At 36.9% G+C, this 17,364-nt stretch carries 22 protein-coding genes; all 22 read left to right on the plus strand.

Annotation, left to right across the window (positions count from 1 at the left end; genetic code table 11):
* The first annotated feature begins 111 nt into the window (after window positions 1–111).
* The 22 genes from PBAT_RS20225 to PBAT_RS25670 all read left to right on the plus strand — a co-directional run bounded on the left by PBAT_RS20225 (window position 112) and on the right by PBAT_RS25670 (window position 17,327).
* Entirely contained in the window at window positions 112–399 is a 288-nt protein-coding gene (locus PBAT_RS20225; protein ID WP_068652322.1) for a hypothetical protein, read from the plus strand.
* A gap of 322 nt (window positions 400–721) precedes the next feature.
* On the plus strand, window positions 722–1,528 hold the full coding sequence (locus PBAT_RS20230) for an Ntn hydrolase family protein (protein WP_068652324.1): 807 nt from the start codon (window positions 722–724) through the stop codon (window positions 1,526–1,528).
* Between the two features lie 371 nt (window positions 1,529–1,899).
* Window positions 1,900–1,995 (plus strand): competence inhibitor ComI, encoded by a 96-nt coding sequence (gene comI / locus PBAT_RS26065; protein ID WP_018759049.1) that lies wholly within the window; start codon window positions 1,900–1,902, stop codon window positions 1,993–1,995.
* A gap of 733 nt (window positions 1,996–2,728) precedes the next feature.
* Window positions 2,729–2,890 carry a hypothetical protein gene (locus tag PBAT_RS25360; protein ID WP_157091333.1) on the plus strand — a complete coding sequence of 54 codons (162 nt, stop codon included), beginning with the start codon at window positions 2,729–2,731 and terminating at the stop codon, window positions 2,888–2,890.
* A gap of 80 nt (window positions 2,891–2,970) precedes the next feature.
* Window positions 2,971–3,420, plus strand: coding sequence for a hypothetical protein (locus PBAT_RS20235; protein ID WP_068652326.1), 450 nt, complete (start codon window positions 2,971–2,973; stop codon window positions 3,418–3,420).
* 190 nt (window positions 3,421–3,610) lie between these two features.
* The gene (locus PBAT_RS20240) at window positions 3,611–4,756 is read left to right on the plus strand and encodes a Shedu immune nuclease family protein (protein ID WP_084403278.1); all 1,146 of its coding nucleotides are present in this window, start codon (window positions 3,611–3,613) and stop codon (window positions 4,754–4,756) included.
* 710 nt (window positions 4,757–5,466) lie between these two features.
* Window positions 5,467–6,414 carry a GNAT family N-acetyltransferase gene (locus tag PBAT_RS20245; protein WP_068652328.1) on the plus strand — a complete coding sequence of 316 codons (948 nt, stop codon included), beginning with the start codon at window positions 5,467–5,469 and terminating at the stop codon, window positions 6,412–6,414.
* Between the two features lie 231 nt (window positions 6,415–6,645).
* Window positions 6,646–7,263: a nucleotidyltransferase domain-containing protein gene (locus tag PBAT_RS20250; protein ID WP_068652329.1), complete on the plus strand. Its 618-nt coding sequence runs from the start codon at window positions 6,646–6,648 to the stop codon at window positions 7,261–7,263.
* A gap of 220 nt (window positions 7,264–7,483) precedes the next feature.
* Window positions 7,484–7,894 (plus strand): YhfM domain-containing protein, encoded by a 411-nt coding sequence (locus tag PBAT_RS20255; protein WP_068652331.1) that lies wholly within the window; start codon window positions 7,484–7,486, stop codon window positions 7,892–7,894.
* 238 nt (window positions 7,895–8,132) lie between these two features.
* Window positions 8,133–8,624 (plus strand): GNAT family N-acetyltransferase, encoded by a 492-nt coding sequence (locus PBAT_RS20260; protein ID WP_068652333.1) that lies wholly within the window; start codon window positions 8,133–8,135, stop codon window positions 8,622–8,624.
* A gap of 393 nt (window positions 8,625–9,017) precedes the next feature.
* A complete protein-coding gene (locus tag PBAT_RS20265; protein WP_068652335.1) occupies window positions 9,018–9,785 on the plus strand; it encodes a nucleotidyltransferase domain-containing protein in 768 nt (255 codons plus the stop codon).
* Window positions 9,786–10,253: 468 nt separating this feature from the next.
* Window positions 10,254–10,808, plus strand: a complete 555-nt coding sequence (locus PBAT_RS20270; RefSeq protein WP_068652337.1) for an SMI1/KNR4 family protein — start codon at window positions 10,254–10,256, stop codon at window positions 10,806–10,808.
* Between the two features lie 60 nt (window positions 10,809–10,868).
* Entirely contained in the window at window positions 10,869–11,012 is a 144-nt protein-coding gene (locus tag PBAT_RS25365) for a hypothetical protein (RefSeq protein ID WP_157091334.1), read from the plus strand.
* A gap of 4 nt (window positions 11,013–11,016) precedes the next feature.
* On the plus strand, window positions 11,017–11,508 hold the full coding sequence (locus tag PBAT_RS20275) for a hypothetical protein (protein WP_068652339.1): 492 nt from the start codon (window positions 11,017–11,019) through the stop codon (window positions 11,506–11,508).
* Between the two features lie 188 nt (window positions 11,509–11,696).
* A complete protein-coding gene (locus PBAT_RS20280; protein WP_068652341.1) occupies window positions 11,697–12,470 on the plus strand; it encodes a GNAT family N-acetyltransferase in 774 nt (257 codons plus the stop codon).
* A 289-nt stretch (window positions 12,471–12,759) separates the two neighbouring features.
* Complete coding sequence (locus tag PBAT_RS20285) at window positions 12,760–13,200, plus strand: hypothetical protein (RefSeq protein ID WP_068652344.1); 441 nt, start codon at window positions 12,760–12,762, stop codon at window positions 13,198–13,200.
* A gap of 234 nt (window positions 13,201–13,434) precedes the next feature.
* On the plus strand, window positions 13,435–13,863 hold the full coding sequence (locus tag PBAT_RS20290) for an NUDIX hydrolase (RefSeq protein WP_068652346.1): 429 nt from the start codon (window positions 13,435–13,437) through the stop codon (window positions 13,861–13,863).
* A gap of 749 nt (window positions 13,864–14,612) precedes the next feature.
* Window positions 14,613–15,032, plus strand: coding sequence for a hypothetical protein (locus tag PBAT_RS20295; RefSeq protein ID WP_068652348.1), 420 nt, complete (start codon window positions 14,613–14,615; stop codon window positions 15,030–15,032).
* 247 nt (window positions 15,033–15,279) lie between these two features.
* Window positions 15,280–15,609, plus strand: a complete 330-nt coding sequence (locus PBAT_RS24945) for a low molecular weight protein tyrosine phosphatase family protein (RefSeq protein ID WP_084403279.1) — start codon at window positions 15,280–15,282, stop codon at window positions 15,607–15,609.
* A gap of 302 nt (window positions 15,610–15,911) precedes the next feature.
* Entirely contained in the window at window positions 15,912–16,418 is a 507-nt protein-coding gene (locus tag PBAT_RS20300; RefSeq protein WP_068652350.1) for a GNAT family N-acetyltransferase, read from the plus strand.
* Window positions 16,419–16,672: 254 nt separating this feature from the next.
* Window positions 16,673–17,176, plus strand: coding sequence for a GNAT family N-acetyltransferase (locus PBAT_RS20305; protein WP_084403280.1), 504 nt, complete (start codon window positions 16,673–16,675; stop codon window positions 17,174–17,176).
* The gene (locus tag PBAT_RS25670) at window positions 17,145–17,327 is read left to right on the plus strand and encodes a hypothetical protein (protein ID WP_169810146.1); all 183 of its coding nucleotides are present in this window, start codon (window positions 17,145–17,147) and stop codon (window positions 17,325–17,327) included. The genes PBAT_RS20305 and PBAT_RS25670 overlap by 32 nt, the downstream gene beginning before the upstream one ends.
* Window positions 17,328–17,364 lie beyond the last annotated feature (37 nt).

The raw sequence follows: 17,364 nt of genomic DNA on the forward strand, positions 1-17,364 counted from the left end.
TCAGGAATGCGCATACGTTAGCAGAAATAAGTGCCATATTGGGTCTAAGTAGATCGGAAGAAGTGATATTAATAAACATCTGTTTTCTAAGAACGTTATGGGGGGAATCAAATGAAAGTACACAAATTAATTTTAAATATTTCGGTCTGGATTGCCTTACTCGCTATACTTTTTATCCCAGGAAATGTCCCCACTGCAGGAGCACATAGAACAGAATATGGGTTTCCCTTAAGGTTTTTCACACAGTATCATTATGAGGTAAACGAGAATAGGTGGTTTCTTCAAGGTGTAAGTATTCAATTGCTCAATTATGTTATAAACGTTGCAATTATCTACGGTGTGATTCTTGGACTAAAACATCTTAATAACAAACTCAAGAAAAATAGGACATTAAAATAAATTCTACAGAACATCAATGCAATATGTTAATTCTTGATGTGAAGCAAGTATTATAGAAATTTTGAATAAAGTTAAACCTATTTTGGAAGTACACTCGAAGAAGGCACTTACATCTGCTAACATAACATTTCTGCTTCGTCGCATTCGCTCCTCGGTCGCCAAGAAGGATATCGAGAAGCAGATTCAGACGACACATCCAATCGGCAAGTCTGACGACCCGGCACTTCGTGCCTTAAGCCGATTGGACGTCAGAAATGCGCGAACGTTATGTGAAACTTCGGAAAGACGGAAAAAGATAAAATCAATAAAGGAGATTACCTCAATGTGTACGAGTTTCGCTGTTCATTTAGACAAGACTTTTATTGGTATGAACTTTGATATTTCACGAAGGCCAATCAAAATTATTTTATTAGGTGAAGATCAACTTCTGGTTCTTCAGAATGATGGCGGACAATTTTATCCAGCATTTGGATTAAATAGTAGCGGAACATTCATGAACTTATTAATGGTTGATCCAATTGAAGAAGTCAATTATAGACGAGGAAAGAATTGCGTACATATTATGATGTTGTTTGATGAACTTCTTTCAGGACGGATTAAGTTGTCCGGATTAAAAGATTATTTAGACAATAACGCAATTGTGAATGTTCCTAATCATAGTGTCCACAGTATGATAGCCGGTAAGAATCGGGAGACTTATATCGTTGAGCCTGGAAGAAATAACCTCAATATTAACTCATCCAATAGGGATTTTATGGTGCTAACTAACTTTCCCTTATCTGATAATATCGACAATGATTATAGGAATGTAAAAGGACCTGGGAATGATAGATATATAAAGGCATATGAATCAATTACAAATGGCAAAGAAATATTTAATATTGCCACGGGCTTTAATTTACTTAAGGAAACTGTTCAGCAAAGTGGGGATTATCCAACGCAATTATCAATGATATTTACTCCAGAAGAAAGTAAAGTGTATTTTACTTTAAATGGATATTTTACAAAGGTATTTGAGTTTTCATTTATTACAAATCAAGTCCAAAGCCTTGAAGGTTTTATAAGTAATAATAGTCTGATGCTATCTAAGAAAGGTGTATTACTTTCAGAACTTGAAGGCTGGGAATGATTCGACGAATAACGAAATAGGAATTCGGGGGTATTTCAATGATGTCCGAAGCATCACATAACAATGTTTTTCAGCATCGTCGCTGACGCTCCTTGGTCGCCAAGAGGAATTTCGGAGAAGTGGAATCAGGCGACACATCCAACCAGCTAAGTGGCGAAGCCACCCGGACCTCCGGTCCTTAAGCCGCTTGGACGTCAGAAATACGCAACGTTATATGAAAGGGATGCAGACTAAAAACCGTGTAATAAGATCATAAAACACATAAATTAAAATCATATAAGAACACTTGTACGCAATTGGAAATAAAGGTAAACTATAGATACAATTGAATCTTGGGTGGGCATGGTTTTCCTTCGAAGGGAGGTGAAGCCATGGAAGTAAAAGATGCAATAACGATTATGTTCCTATTTGGGATGTTTATCCTTGCTCTTTTAACATACATTAATAATAACAACAAGAGAAAGTAAAAACCCACCCATAGATTAAGAGCCTAAGGTGGGTTTTCGTTCCTGAAGGACTTAGAAGGGAATATACCATCCAAGCCAATTGTACTGACCAAGTGTATCAGCACTTGGTCTTTATTAAATATATAATAACACACTTAAAAACATGTATCCAAACAGAAAATGAAAAAAAGTTAAATAATAATATTAAAGAGCGCTATTTAAGTATACTCAAAGAAGGCATCCCCATCATATAACATTACATTTTTGCTTCGTCGCTGGCGCTCCTAGGTCGCCAAGAGGGATATCGGAGAAGTAGATTCAGGCGACACATTCGACCGGCTAAGTCTGACGACCCGGTGCTACGCACCTTAAGCCGCTCGAACGTCAGAAATGTGGGTACGTTATATGAAATCTGTTAAAGAAGATTTAAAGGAGTGAAGACATGAAGGACCAACAAAAAAAGGGTCGGGTAGTGTTCTTTATAACAGTTGTCTGTTTTTTTGTATTTTTTTATAGTACTACAGGTATAGAAAATTATAAGGGAAATAAAAAATAACGCTCCTAGTAAACGGATCCGGACAATTAACTAGAGAGGAGATTCAAAAAACTAAAGTTAATAGTGTTACTTATGGGTTCTGGGATGGAGAATATCGTGATGAGAAGGGAGACTTAAAAACTTATATATTAAGTAAGCAAAGGTCACAAGAAGTGTTATTAAGATCAAATGATATAGAAGACATTGTTGAATACATGAATGAATATTGAAAGTAATTCAAAGGAGTCACAGACTTCATATAACAAAGCATTTCTACTTCGTCGCTTACGCTCCTTGGTCGCCAAGAGTTATATCGAAGATGCTTATTCAGGCGACACATTCAACCGGCTAAGTCTGACGACCCGGACCTACGGTCCTTAAGCCCCTTGAACGTCAGAAATGCCAAACGTTATCTAAAACCGATGTAAGTGCGATAAAGATCAATAAAGGAAGTGATTCAATTGAATTTTTCGGATTTTTTTAATTTAAAGGATATTTACTTCGAGCAGATTTTTGAGCCCGAGGAGAACGCTCTTAGATTACTCTTCAGTCCAAGTGTAACTAGTGAAACTCCTCAAACGATAACTATTGGTGAAATTGAATTTCAAGATACGTATTCAATTGACATAGATGAAACATTACCAATATTACAAATTGATTTTGAAACTTACGTTGGATATTCGATTCGAAATGAAAGTTTCACTTCATGGGATGATTATGAAGAATTTGAAGGTAAGATTTTTAGAATTTACAGTAAATCCAGATATTTAGACTTCATTAAAGTAAGTACATTTGCTTCTGAGGATTACCCAGGACCATTTAAGCATTTTGGCATCGCATGTCTCAACCATGTCGTGGATGTCGTATCAGTTTCAGAACCAATAATTAAAGAAGTTCAACGAACTAAATAAGATTATTGAAAGTTTCTCAAGAAGACATCGGAATCAGATAACAATGTTTTCAAGCTTCGGGCATTCGCCCTTGGTCTGGACGGAAGTGAAAGAAGCAGATTCAAATGAAGTAATTCAGTAGCAGAGAAGCTTATTCAACCAGACACATCCTTCCCCCTAAGATAAGAGCTATCTAAGGGGGAAGGACGTCGTGAACACAGAAACGTTATCGGAAATACCTGCAAAACAAAATATATTACTATGGATGGTGACAGTATTGAAAGTTTCAGATTTTATATTTCGATATCCTATTAATTATAGGAATGATGCTATTTGTAGAACAAGAATTTTTATAAACAGTAAGGGTGAAGCAATTGTCATACTTACTGATCTAGGAACTGAAAATCCCTCATTTTCAGTGACAAATTCAATAGAATATATATACAGTTCTTTAATTGATAAAGGTCTTATTCCTAAAGGATCAATTATAGTTGAACATTATGAGAATGATGATATTAATAGACATGAATTTGATCTTGTTACGTTTGACCAGAACGGCCATCCTGATTGGAGTTCTATCCAACTTGATAAACTGATAAAAATACTAGAATGTGATCAAAATGAAATATGTGAAATGACCTTAACTGTAACAAGACTTGTTAGTGAAATAGAAAAAATTAAATATGAAATGAATCCACAAGATGACTTTCTTTATAGAGAAAGTCCAGAAGTTATTAAACGTAGATTAGATATTGAATCACGTATGATCAATAAGGAGAGTATATTTAATTTAATTCAAAAAGGAACCAAGGAGCTAGATATTCTTAAACTACTGAAAACTGACTTGTCTGTTTTTGGGGAGGTGTATGCTAACCCAAAAGAAGAATATATTTGTTTTTCGGAATTCCCTGTTTCAGATGGGTTTGTAGATTTTGTTTTATTTACAGGGAGATCACGGATGGATGTTTATTTAATTGAAGTTAAAGGTGCTAATTTTAACCTTGTCAACCAAGGAGGTTATGAAAGCTTTTCAAGAAAAATTGAGGAAGCGGCAGGACAACTTAGAAGACGCTTAGGAGATATTTATGATGATTACGAAGGCTTTAGAAAAGAAGTTCACAAAGTTAGAAGCAAAGTCGAGTCTGGTCATACTCTTTATAATTCTTTTATGGGTCCCGAAGGGCATCTAGAAGTAGATCCAAATAAAAAAATAAGTATATATACTGTTTTAATAGCTGGGAGAACTGTGGATGATCTCAAAGAGAGTAGGAAACGACACGAGTATGAGGTTTCATTTACTCCTTCAATAAAATTAGAGTCGTGGGATACATTCTTGAGAAAGTTAAAAAGGAAGTAAATATAGAGTAGTTCGTTGATGACAGGTAAATCCGATAACACAGCATTCCTACTGCGGGCATTCGCCCTTGATCGCTAAGAGGGATTTCCAAGAAGAATATTCAGGCGACACATCCAACCAGCTAAGTGGCAAAGCCACCCGGACCTACCGTCCTTAAGCCGTTCGGACGTCAGAAATGCGCAACGTTATCGGAAATATCTGGAATAGGGACATATAAAGGGCACTAAAGAATTAATGGTAGTGAAATTCAGGAAGAAGTAATAATCAAAAGGTAAAGGCACTAGATTAAAGCGGAAAATCTAAAGAGAATCAGGTTTTAAATCAGCATAGAGGCATTTCGAAGAAGAGGTTGAAATACATAAAGAAAAATAAATCAAAGCCAAGAGACATCAAAGATATGAGAGACATCAAGAACAATAAGTACATGAGAGAAATGAAAGACGTCAAATAACATTAAATGATGTAAGGAATTTGAAAGTGAATTCACAGGAGTCAGATACATCCGATAACACCACATTCCTACTGCGGGCATTCGCCCTTGATCGCGTAGAAGGATTTTCAAGGAGAATATTCAGGCGATACATTCAACCAGCTAAGTCTGACGACCCGTTCCCTATGGTCACTTAAGCTGCTTGAAAGTCAGGAATGCACAAACGTTAGAGGAAATTGAGTCATATCATTAAAAACGTATATAAAGGGGAGTTAATCATATGGAGCTAATTCAATGGTCAGGCGAACAGGATACATACAATCTAAGCGATGAGATTTATTTACAGAAAGCAGATAAGACGGAGTGGGGAATTTTCTGTTCTGTTTACTATAGTTCAGAATATAATGGTTTTTTTAAAGAGGATGTTTATGACTTTCATCTGCAAAGAGAACCCTTTTGGATATATAAAGGAGACAATAAGGTCGGTGGCGTGGTCATAGCTCCCAATATATTATATTTTCTATTCTTTATTCCACCGTTTAATGATGAGGGACGAGTATTGGATTTACTGAAAGGTGCCTTAATTAAGTGGTCAGATCCTTTAAAGCCTATTCATGTTTATGAAATATTGCAAAATCAAGTAGATTTGTTTGCAAGAGCTGGATTTTGGCCGGATGAATTTAGATGTCGTTGGATGCAGCGTCCTACAGAAGTATTTGCATTTGAATGGGATGATAGTTTTATCGTTAGTGAACCGCAAATTCAAGCAGAGAATAACGATAAAGTATTAAAGAATAACAATGAATTGGGGCAATTCTTCTATGAAAGTTATATTGGAGGGATTAGTGCAGTTAGGAGAGAGCAAGAATCACTGGATTTTTATATTTCTTGGATAAGTTCTTTCCCGTATCAGACGAATGATATTTTAACAGATGCTTCATCATTAGTTTATGATAAAGAAACGAATAAGCTAGTTGGTGCTTGCTTAATTTCTCTTGAAGGTGATTTTCCAGCTATATTTAATATAGCAGTTCTGCCAGGCTTTAATGGAAAAGGTATTGCGACCAAGATGTTAAAAAAAGCTTTAAATAGATTGAAAGGCCATTATCCTGTATTAAGATTATATGTTTTACAAGGAAATGCCGCTGAATCAGTTTATTACAAGCTCGGATTTATGCCAGGACCATTAGAAATACAAAAATTCAATCTACCTCATAAACAATCTTAAATTATCTTCAGTATATTCATAGAGGGCCTCAACATCCTCTAACATAACATTCCTGCATCGTCGCTGACGCTCCTTAGTCGCGAAGGTGGATTTCTAAGAAGCAGATTCAGGCGACACATTCAACCAGCTAAGTCTAACGACCCGTTCCCTACGGTCACTTAAGCCGCTTGAACGTCAGGAATGCCAAACGTTAGCTGAAAGAACCGAAACCTAAAAGAAGGTGACCAGTATATGGAGGATATGTTCATAATATATGTTACAAATTATTTAATAAATAAATATAAGTGTCATTCAATTATTTTATATGGATCCTATGTTACAGGAGACTTTACAGATGAAAGTGATTTAGACGTAATCTGTTTTACAGATGAAGTTAGTAATCAAAATGATAATCATATATTGAACAATGTTCAATTAGATGCATGGATTTATAATACAAATGAAATGAACGATCCAGAGAAATTCTTACACATTAGAAATGGAAATCTCTTAATGGATCAAAGAAATTCAGGAAAGCTTCTACTCGAAAGAATTGATGAAATATACAATAAAGGACCAACAAAAACTGATTTACTTGAAATTGCATTTTTGAAGACATGGCTTATCAAGATGCAAAACCGCTCATTAAAGGGAGATATCGAAGGGGATTTTAGATATCATTGGTTGCTAAATGATAGTTTAGAAATTTACTTCAAAATATTAAATCAATGGTATTTAGGCCCGAAGAAGTCACTACAATGGCTTAAAACAAATGACCCAAAGGCGTATGAATTATTCTCTAAGGCATTGAATAGAAGCGCAGAAAATAAGGATGTTGAAAGATTGATAAAGCATATTACAGAGAGTTGATTAGTATATCGAAGATGTCGGTTCCATCAGCTAACAATGTATTCACGCTGCGGGCCATACGGCCCTTGGATCGCCAGAAGGTGAGAAGCTAGGATGCGGAATCAGGCGACCAACTCCTGCGAGGCTAAGTCTTCGACCCGGTCACCTTGTGACCTTAAGCCTCTCGGATTCGTGAAAACAACAACGTTAGGTGAAATCCCCTGAAAGAATAATAGGAAGGGTGATAAATATTAATACAAGACATTTAGTAGCCATATTGCTGCTCTTAGTTATTATTACAGGATGTAACAATAATACAGATTCAAATGTTTCGATTACCTCTATAGGACTTGAATGCCCTAAAACTACTAATGATGAATTATGCGAGAGTAAATATTTGGATGATGCACAATCTATTAAGATATTTGAAGAAGCAATTAATAAGGCAATAAAAATGCAAGGGATCTTAAATTACGTTGCAGAATACAATATGACAATTAGCAACTCTAACAATACAACAAAGAATTATCATTTGTCCCTAGGAACAGATAGATTGATGAATGGATTATTAGTAGATCAATCGAATTCAGGTCAGGGATACGAAATTCCAATGAAATATGCAAATCAATTAAGAGATGTATTAAAAAAGTAGGAATCTGATAGTAATTCAGGAATCAGGGGACATCACCTAACAAAACATTCCTGCATCGTCACGTTCGCTCCTCGATCGCCAAGAGGGATATCAGAGAAGTGGAATCAGGCGACACATTCAACCAGCTAAGTCTGACGACCCGGACCTACGGTCCTTAAGCTGCTTGAACGTCAGGAATGCCAAACGTTAGACGAAACCGCTAGAAGCAAAAAATATAAAAGATATTATAGGAGACATTATGGAAATTAAACTTGTTCCAGTAAAACCAGAAGAAAAGAGTACTTTATCGAATCTGTATCAACTGTATCATTATGATTTCAGCGAATTTACAAACCAAGATATTAATAAAGATGGAAGGTATGAAGTGAACATTGATTTCTTTTGGGAAGGTGACCATAGATGGAAGCCATATTTAATAGAGGTTTCTGGAAGCTTAGCAGGATTCGTAATTGTGCTTCTTGAGAATTTAGATACCGATCCAGATCCGACACATGTGATCTATGATTTTATGATTATTAAGAAATTCAGAAGAAATGGTATTGGTTACGCCGCTGCTATCAAGGCATTTGAATTATATGAAGCGAATTGGAAAATTGCTCAGATGGAGAATAATACTCCTGCAATATCGTTCTGGAGAAAAGTAATAAAAGATTTTACAGAAGATAATTATATTGAAAGATTCAGGGATGATGTAAAGAAGTATGTTCAAGCATTTAGTACAAAGCAATAGAAGATAGCATTTCGTAGGGTTATTCAAGGCCGCATCGTCTAACACTGCATTCCTACTGCGGGCATTCGCCCTTGATCACCTAGAAGGATTTCCAAGAAGTATATTCAGGCGATACATTCAACCAGCTAAGTCTGACGACCCGTTCCCTTCGGTCACTTAAGCTGCTTGAACGTCAGGAATGCCAAACGTTAGCCGAAACTTCCTAGGTCAAGAACATATGGGTAAACCCTCAAAGCCAGAAGCATCTAAGGTCAAGATCGGATAAGGGCATATGAAGGTCCGAAGTTGAGAAGCCAGGTAGCAGATTCAGCCGGACACATCCTACTCCGTCGGACGTCGAGAATTCAAGAACGTTAGCCGAAAGAAGTTCTTACATGTTTAGGAGGAGTCTATATGATATTAGAAAAAGTTATAAATAGAATTGTAATACAAAGTGAATATAAGGATTTTGTTGATAAGTATATAGATAATATACTTACCGAATTTAAAGGTAAGATTCATAGCATTTATATGTGTGGCTCGATTCCAAAAGGAACTGCTAAACCTTTTAAGTCAGATGCAGACTTTACTATTGTATGTGTAAATCCCAAAGATATTGATTACGAAAGATTGTCAAATATTAAAGACAAGCTTTTGGAAGAATATCCAGTAGTAACTAAGATTGATACGATAATTTGCTCGATTGACGATGTATTAAGTAAACCGAATGAGTGGGGTTTTTGGATTAAGATAATTTGTGTTTGCATACATGGTCATGACGTTGGTGAAAAAGTGCCACCGATAATTACTTCTCCAGAGTTCATTTTAGACTTAAATACAGAGACCAAGCAGGAAGTAGATCGTATACATAGTTTACTTTCTAATGCTAGTGATAACACAATGAAAACTAGATATATTAAAGGTTATTCTAAGAGATTAATTCGTGCATTATACTCTTTGGTTTTAGTAGATACAGGTGTATGGCAAGATGACATTATTAAGATGAAGAATGCCATATTAGACTATTGCGAGATTGACTCCGCTTTAGTTGATTATCTGTATGCTTGTTACTTGGATAGTCATGTACTTGTTGAAGAGTTTCTGGGAATTGCAGATGAAGTATATAGCTATTTTGAGAATGCCTTAAATACAATGGCTGCTTCCAGAACTTCCTTTGGCTAACAACATATTGACGCTCGGGATCACTCTGAGAAGCGAGTGACCACATCCAGCCCCCTAAGCCCATCGGGACGTCACTGCATTAGGTGTTCGGCAAGCCTCACAACTATAAGCAGTGGCTCTAAGGGGCCAGGACGTCGTCAATACAAAACGTTAGCCGAAATTTCCTAGGTCAAGAACATATGGGTAAACCCTCAAAGCCAGAAGCATCTAAGGTCAAGATCGGATAAGGGCATAAGAAGATCAAGACATATTCGGTGAGTAACTCGAAGAAGAGGAAGCATCGGCTAACACCGTTTTTCAGCATCGTCGCTGGCGCTCCTTGGTCCCCAAGAGGGATTTCTGAGAAGTGGAATCTGGCGACACATCCAACCGGCTAAGTGGCAGAGCCACCCGGACCTATGGTCCTTAAGCCGATTGGACGTCAGAAATACGCAACGTTAGACGAAATGCTTTTAAGGAGAAGTCAAAATGAATCCAAACACTGTCATCGAACGATTGCGAGCTCATAAAGTTAAATTTGAGGAGCCTTTGACTGACGAAGAGATTTCAAAAATAGAAAACAATTACAAAATACTGTTTCCACCTGACTTACGGGAATTCTACTTATGCGGCTTACCTCAAGGTCATAACTTTATAAATTGGAGGGATACCTCCGAAGCAAATATCGATTCAATAAAGAAAAGGTTAGAATGGCCTCTTGAAGGTATAATTTTTGATGTCGAGCATAATTCATTTTGGTATTCTCATTGGGGAGAAAGGCCATCTGATCTCGGAGAAGCAATTAGGATCTGCATAGATAAATACAAAGATCTACCATTGCTTATACCTATTTATTCTCATCGCTACATACTATCAAGACCTTGTGAAATAAATAATCCTATATTCTCTGTTTACCAAACAGACATTATCTATTATGGCGAGAATCTCGAAGAGTATTTCAAAGTAGAATTTAATGATAAAGAGCACAAAGACATTGATTTTGAATCAATAAAATATATTGATTTCTGGACAGATCTGCTTTAGTAATTCAAAGAAGAAAGCACGTCGTCTAACAAAACATTCCTACATCGTCGCTATCGCTCCTTGATCGCCAAGGGGGAATTCGAAGAAGTAGAATCAGGCGATACATTCAACCAGCTAAGTCTGACGACCCGTTTCCTACGGTCACTTAAGCCGCTTGAACGTCAGGAATGGCAAACGTTATCGGAAATTCTCGAAAGAGGTTAAAAACATGATCATAAGAGCGACAAGAGCTGTTTTTTATATGATACATAAAGGTAATGCAACTACTTTAGATTACTTGAAGTGGGCATGTAGAATGATGGAAGATGACCAAGAATCCAAATCGTTATATATGCTAGCTTCAATGGAAGAGTCAGAAAATATATTTAAGTATCAAGATTATTTCAACAGGTCTTTAAGTGAACTAGGAATTACGATTCCTGATTTTGAAGACTGTGCAAGAGAGATTATAAGAGAACTGTGCTTAGAGATCGTGAATAAGACAAGGGATCCTTTTGAAGTCACAAGGGACATTTTTAAAGTAACAATTGAGATTGACTATCCAGCGGATTTGTCTGTATGGATTAATTTAGATGACGGAATTGATAGGATAACTTATGATGACGAGTATTATAGACCAGATGAAAGAGAATTGAAGGAACAAATTGAATTAGAGGCGAAGAATTATTCAGCTGCTCAAGATGTCGAGAACATCCGATAACATTATATTCGCGCATCGGGCCATTCGGCCCTCGGTCCAGCAGAAGGGTTTCGGAGAAGCAGAAGCAGCCGGACACATCCGACTTCGTCGGACGTCGTGAATACGGGAACGTTAACTGAAATCTCCGATTGCTATAGTGCGAACGAATATGAGAGTGAAATCTTTGAAGCATCATAAGGAGGAAAAGTATGTCTGATATAATTGAGGTCATGGATGAGTTACCAATGGGTATTATGCAGGCAGTTCATGGGGTGAGTTACCGCATTGAAGTACCAGGAGTGATTGGCTTTCGTTCCGATGACATCGCTTCTCCATTTGTAAATGTTCTTGGACAAACGAGAGCATCAAATGAGAATATTGACGAGATAATCGATCAAGTGCTTAAGTCTTTTAATGGAAACCCCTTTAGTTGGCTTATTGGTCCATTGAGTACTCCAACTAACTTACGATTCAAGTTGGAGAGTAAAGGGTTGATTTATTACAATCGTATGATTGGTATGGTTTTGGATGATTTAAATGTTTCGGTTTCAATAAATTCAGAAATAGATATTGTTCAGGTTAGTACTGAAGAAGCGGCTGAATACTCACAAATTTTTGCTTCTTCATTTGGTATGGGGATGTCTCCTGAGGCGATCCAGTTTACATTCATTAGTTCTCGGAATACGCGAATTTACCTCGCCTTTTCAAAACAAAGTGACATTCCTATCGGATTTGCTAGTATGACATATATATCTTCAGAGTACGTACTACTTGGTGGTTCTGCGGTTAGTGAAGCATGGCGCGGTAATAGAGTATATAAGACTCTTGTCAAGAGACGGTTAAATGACGCTAAGCTTTTAGGCAGGACAAAGGTACTGATTCAGGCGTTTGAAGACACTTCCGCACCAATATGTAAAAAGTTGGGGTTTCACCAAATTTGTGATTTTGATATTTATTTGGGAAACGTAAGCAATCAAGTGTGAAAACAAATAGATAAGATGAACCTTAAAAAGGTGAAGATAACTTTGATTGTTACTCAAGGAGTCAGAGACTTCAGTTAACAAAGCATTCCTACTGCGGGCATTCGCCCTTGATCGCCAAGGAGAATCTCGAAGAAGTTTAATCAGGCGATACATTCAACCGGCTAAGTCTGACGACTCGGTGCTACGCACCTTAAGCCGCTTGAACGTCAGGAATGCCAAACGTTATCCGAAAGAACCTATAAATATTATATAGAACCTGAATAAATTACATTAAACAAAGGAGAATATTATGAAGGTATTGATATTAGTCTCAATCACATTATTTTTTTCTTTAATCGTAGTCGGATGTAGTAGTGATGAAAATAATATAGTAAATAAATCAACAACTTGGGAAATAAGAAATACATACAAATCAAATGGAAAAGAATTCTCATTATTAAGTACTAATTTTATTGAAGGTGAAGTTACAAAACATGGTTGGGAATTTCAAGAGCATATGAACAATTTTAAAGGCAAGAAGATGAAAGTAATAGGCATCAGTAAGAATACTCAAAAAGAAGTTGAGATATTGAGTAATATTGATATGTATGTAGAAAACGGAGATAACACACCGGAAAAGACTATAGTACCATCAGGTTTTGCAATTCCCAACAAGGGAATATGGAGATTGAAAGTGTATGTTGATGCTATGTTTTATGGGGATGTTGTTATAGAGGTTGAAGAAAAATAATTAGGAAAGAACGGCTTCGAAGTCGGTTCCATCGGATAACAAAACATTCCTGCATCGTCGCGTACGCTCTTCGGTCGCCGGGAGGGGGATCGAAGAAGCATATTCAGGCGACACATTCAACCAGCTAAGTCTTACGACCCGTTCCCTACGGTCACTTAAGCTGCTTGAACGTCAGGAATGCCAAACGTTATATGAAAGATATGCAGATTTAAATCAGAAGGGAAGTCAAAAATAATGATCAGAGTCGATGTAGCTTACTCCTTAATTACTGATCCAACCAATTCCAAAATATTAATGGTCAGGAATGTAGATGATTCTAGTGACCGATGGTCACTTCCAGGCGGTGCTGTTGAAAGAGAAGAATCATTGGACCAAGCAGCAATAAGGGAAGCTAAAGAAGAAACTGGACTAGATATTAAAGTTCATGGAATAGTGGCAGTAAATGAATGTAAATTTCCGAGAAAAGAAGAACATGTAATATTTATAACATTTAAAGGTGAGGTAATCGGTGGGAATGAAGAAATAGTTAGACCTAATGAAATTTCTGAAATAGCTTGGATTGATATAGAGAAGGCTGAACAATTAATGCCTTACTATAAAGAAGGATTAAGAAGATTAATAGATGGATATGAAATAACATATTTTAACGAAGGCAATAAGTAATTTTGTGAGTTGTTCGAGACGGCATATCCTTCATATAACAAAATATTCGCACTGCGGGCCATTCGTCCCTTGATCTGCCAGGAGCGTTTTCGAGGAAGAAGTATCGGGCAGATACATCCATTCCCCTAAGATAAGAGCTATCTAAGGGGAATGGACGTCGCGAATACACCAACGTTACCTGAAATATCTGGGATAGGGACATATGAAGGGCATTAAAGAATCGATGATAGTGAAAATGAGGAAGCAATAATGAACAAAAGGTAAAGTCAAAAGAATAGAAGCGAAATATCTAAAGAAGAGTAGATTTGAAATCAGCATAGAGGCATTTCGAAGAAGAGAAGAAGTAATAGAGATTTTAAGAACTCAAAAAACAACAAAATATATCATGAAACGTCAAATGACATCAAAAATTATCATTAAATAAAATAAACAGACATCAAACAAAATCTTGATAATTAAAAAAAATCACCAAAAATGTAAGAACATTCTTAGTGAAATAAGGGATTTGAAAGTAAATTCAGAGGAGACAGATACATCAGGTAACACCACATTCCTGCTGCGGGCATTCGCCCTTGATCGCTTAGAGGGATTTTCAAGGAGGTTATTCAGGCGATACATTCAACCAGCTAAGTCTGACGACCCGTTCCCTTCGGACAGTTAAGCTACTTGAACGTCAGGAATGCCAAACGTTAGACGAAACATTAGAGGATATATATGAAACAAAATTTAGCTATATCATCGGAGGGAATATGAAAAAGAGATTATTTATCTATTTAGTTATTATGATCTTCGTCTTAGGTGGTCTTACTTTTTATATTTACTTCAATAATGCAACGGTAAAAACCGTAAACACATTAATAGGGAATGTCAGCAAGGGAAATATAAAAGGAATAGGGTTGAGTAACGAACAGTTGAATTCAATAAAAGAGATGATTAATTTTTCTAATGAAAATAATCTTAGTGAACCTAAAATAAATATACATAAAATTTCTAAAGACGGAAATAAAGAAGAATTGTTAGTGCAATTTGAGCTATTTCAATATAGAAACGATAACCAAATCGAGAATATATATGTAGGCTCATTACTTTTTACATTAGTTAAAAAGTCAATCTTCAAATGGGAAGTATTAGATGTCAAAACTATGAATGTGATTGAAATGCAATTGTGAAAGTTTCTCAGGCACGCTTCGTCTAACAATACATTCCTACTGCGGGCATTCGCCCTTGATCGCTAAGAAGAATCTCAAAGAAGCGTATCAGGCGACACATTCACCCGGCTAAGTCTGACGACCCGTTCCCTTTGGTCACTTAAGCCGCTTGAACGTCAGGAATGCGCAACGTTATAAGAAATCGGGGGAAACATAATTTAAGTTCGTTATTAATAACCAAAGATCATAAAGGGATAGGTGACAAGACATTAAATTACTTTTTATCTGTAGCCGAAATAAATGGCGTAGCTTAACTGCTGAGAAGATTTTTGATGGATACAATTGCTATGAAGTAAGATCGGCAGGGACGGAAGAAGGAGCGAGAATTAAGGTTACTGAAGGACACATTGGTTGGTCGGACTTAATTTTTGTAATGGAGAAGAAGCATACGAGAAGGCTCAAAGATAAATTTCCAATCATTCTAAAGAATAAACGATTAATCTGTCTTGATATCCCAGACGACTATCAATTTATGGATGAAGAATTAATAGAAATATTAAAATCAAGAGTATCAGAACATATTGAAGTGCCCGAATAATTAAGTTCGAAATACTAACAAGACATGAATAGAGAAAGAAGATTTAACTGAATAGAAGGACATTTTGTCAGTAAATCAAGAAGCCCCCGACATCTCATAACATCGTATTTACGCTGCGGGCCGTTCGGCCCTGGGTCTGCGGAAGAAAATTCGGGGAAGTTGAATCAGACAGACAACCCTGCGAGGCTAAGTGGCTACGCCACCCGGCAGCAAGCTGCCTTAAGCCTCTCAGGTTCGTAGATACACAAACGTTATATGCAATCCCTGCAGTGCCTTAAAACACAATAATATGAGGTGAACTTATGGCCGTTAAAATCCGCCCAGTTGATTTTGAAGATTCTAAATTTGTCCAAGAATATGCATCAGATTATAGAATATCTCAAACAAGTAATATTCCCAATCCTTATCCTGAAGGTGGGGGAGCATCTTGGGCTAGAATGGTAATTTCACGTCGAGAACAAGGGATATCATTTGTCTTTTCAATATTTGAAGAAGATCTATTTGCTGGCATTATGTCATTGAACGCAATCAATAATGATGACAGATCTGCCGAATTAGATTATTGGATTGCAGTACCTTATTGGAATAGAGGAATAGGAACAGAAGCTGCGAAGCAAGCAATAAAATATGCTTTTGAAGACATGAAATTAGAGACAATTAGAAGTGCATGTCTTGCAAAGAATAATGGATCTTTCAAAGTACTTGAAAAGAATGGATTTATTAGGGCTAATGAATTTATTTTTGAAGATGGAAAATTTAAAGGCGAAATCGGATACAGATATCAATTAAACAAGGCAATGAATAATTAGCAGATTCGAAGAAGGTAGGAACAGCATATAACAACATATTCACGCATCGGGCCATTCGGCCCTTGGTCCGGCAGAAGTTAGAAGTGGATTCGGGGGTGGATTTTCAGTATCGAGGAAGCGGAATCAGCCGGACACATCCTACCACCTAACCGCATCGCGGCCGCCCTTCGGGCTTAAGGTGGTAGGACGTCGTGAATACACGAACGTTATATGAAACCAGCCGAAATAATATTTTAAAAAAAGGGGTAATTCTAATAGTTAATATAAGGGAAATCAAAGAAGACGATGCAGAAAATCACTTGTCCTTGTGTATCAAACTTGATAATGAAACAAAGTTTATGCTTTATGAACCAGGGGAAAGAACCACGACAGTTGAACGTCAAAGAGAGTTTGTGCATTCTCAAATCACGTCTGAAGACTCGACTATTTTTGTCGTAGAACATGAAAATCAATTAGTTGGCCATCTCATTGTAAATGGCGGAAAAGTTAAAAGAATTAAGCATGTTGGATATTTAGTTGTTGGTATATTAAAGGAATATACAGGTCAAGGGATTGGCACAGGTCTATTTAATGCTCTAGAAAATTGGAGAATAGGAACTGGAATAAAGAGACTTGAATTATCTGTAATGGTCCACAATGAAGCTGCAGTATCTCTTTATAAGAAAATGGGGTTTGAAATTGAAGGAATAAAGAAAAAGTCATTGATCATCGATGGAAAGTACATAGATGAATACTATATGGGAAAGACGTTTGAATGAATGCAACTCAGGAAGCGGCTGGCATCCATATAACAATGCATTTCTGCTTCGTCGCTGGCGCTCCTTGGTCGCCAAGGGGGATTTCGGAGAAGCTTATTTAGGCGACACATTCAACCGGCTAAGTCTGACGACCCGGTGCTACGCACCTTAAGCCGCTTGAACGTCAGAAATGCGCAACGTTATGCGAA

Source organism: Paenibacillus antarcticus, assembly GCF_001637225.1.
GTDB lineage: Bacteria > Bacillota > Bacilli > Paenibacillales > Paenibacillaceae > Paenibacillus_AQ > Paenibacillus_AQ antarcticus.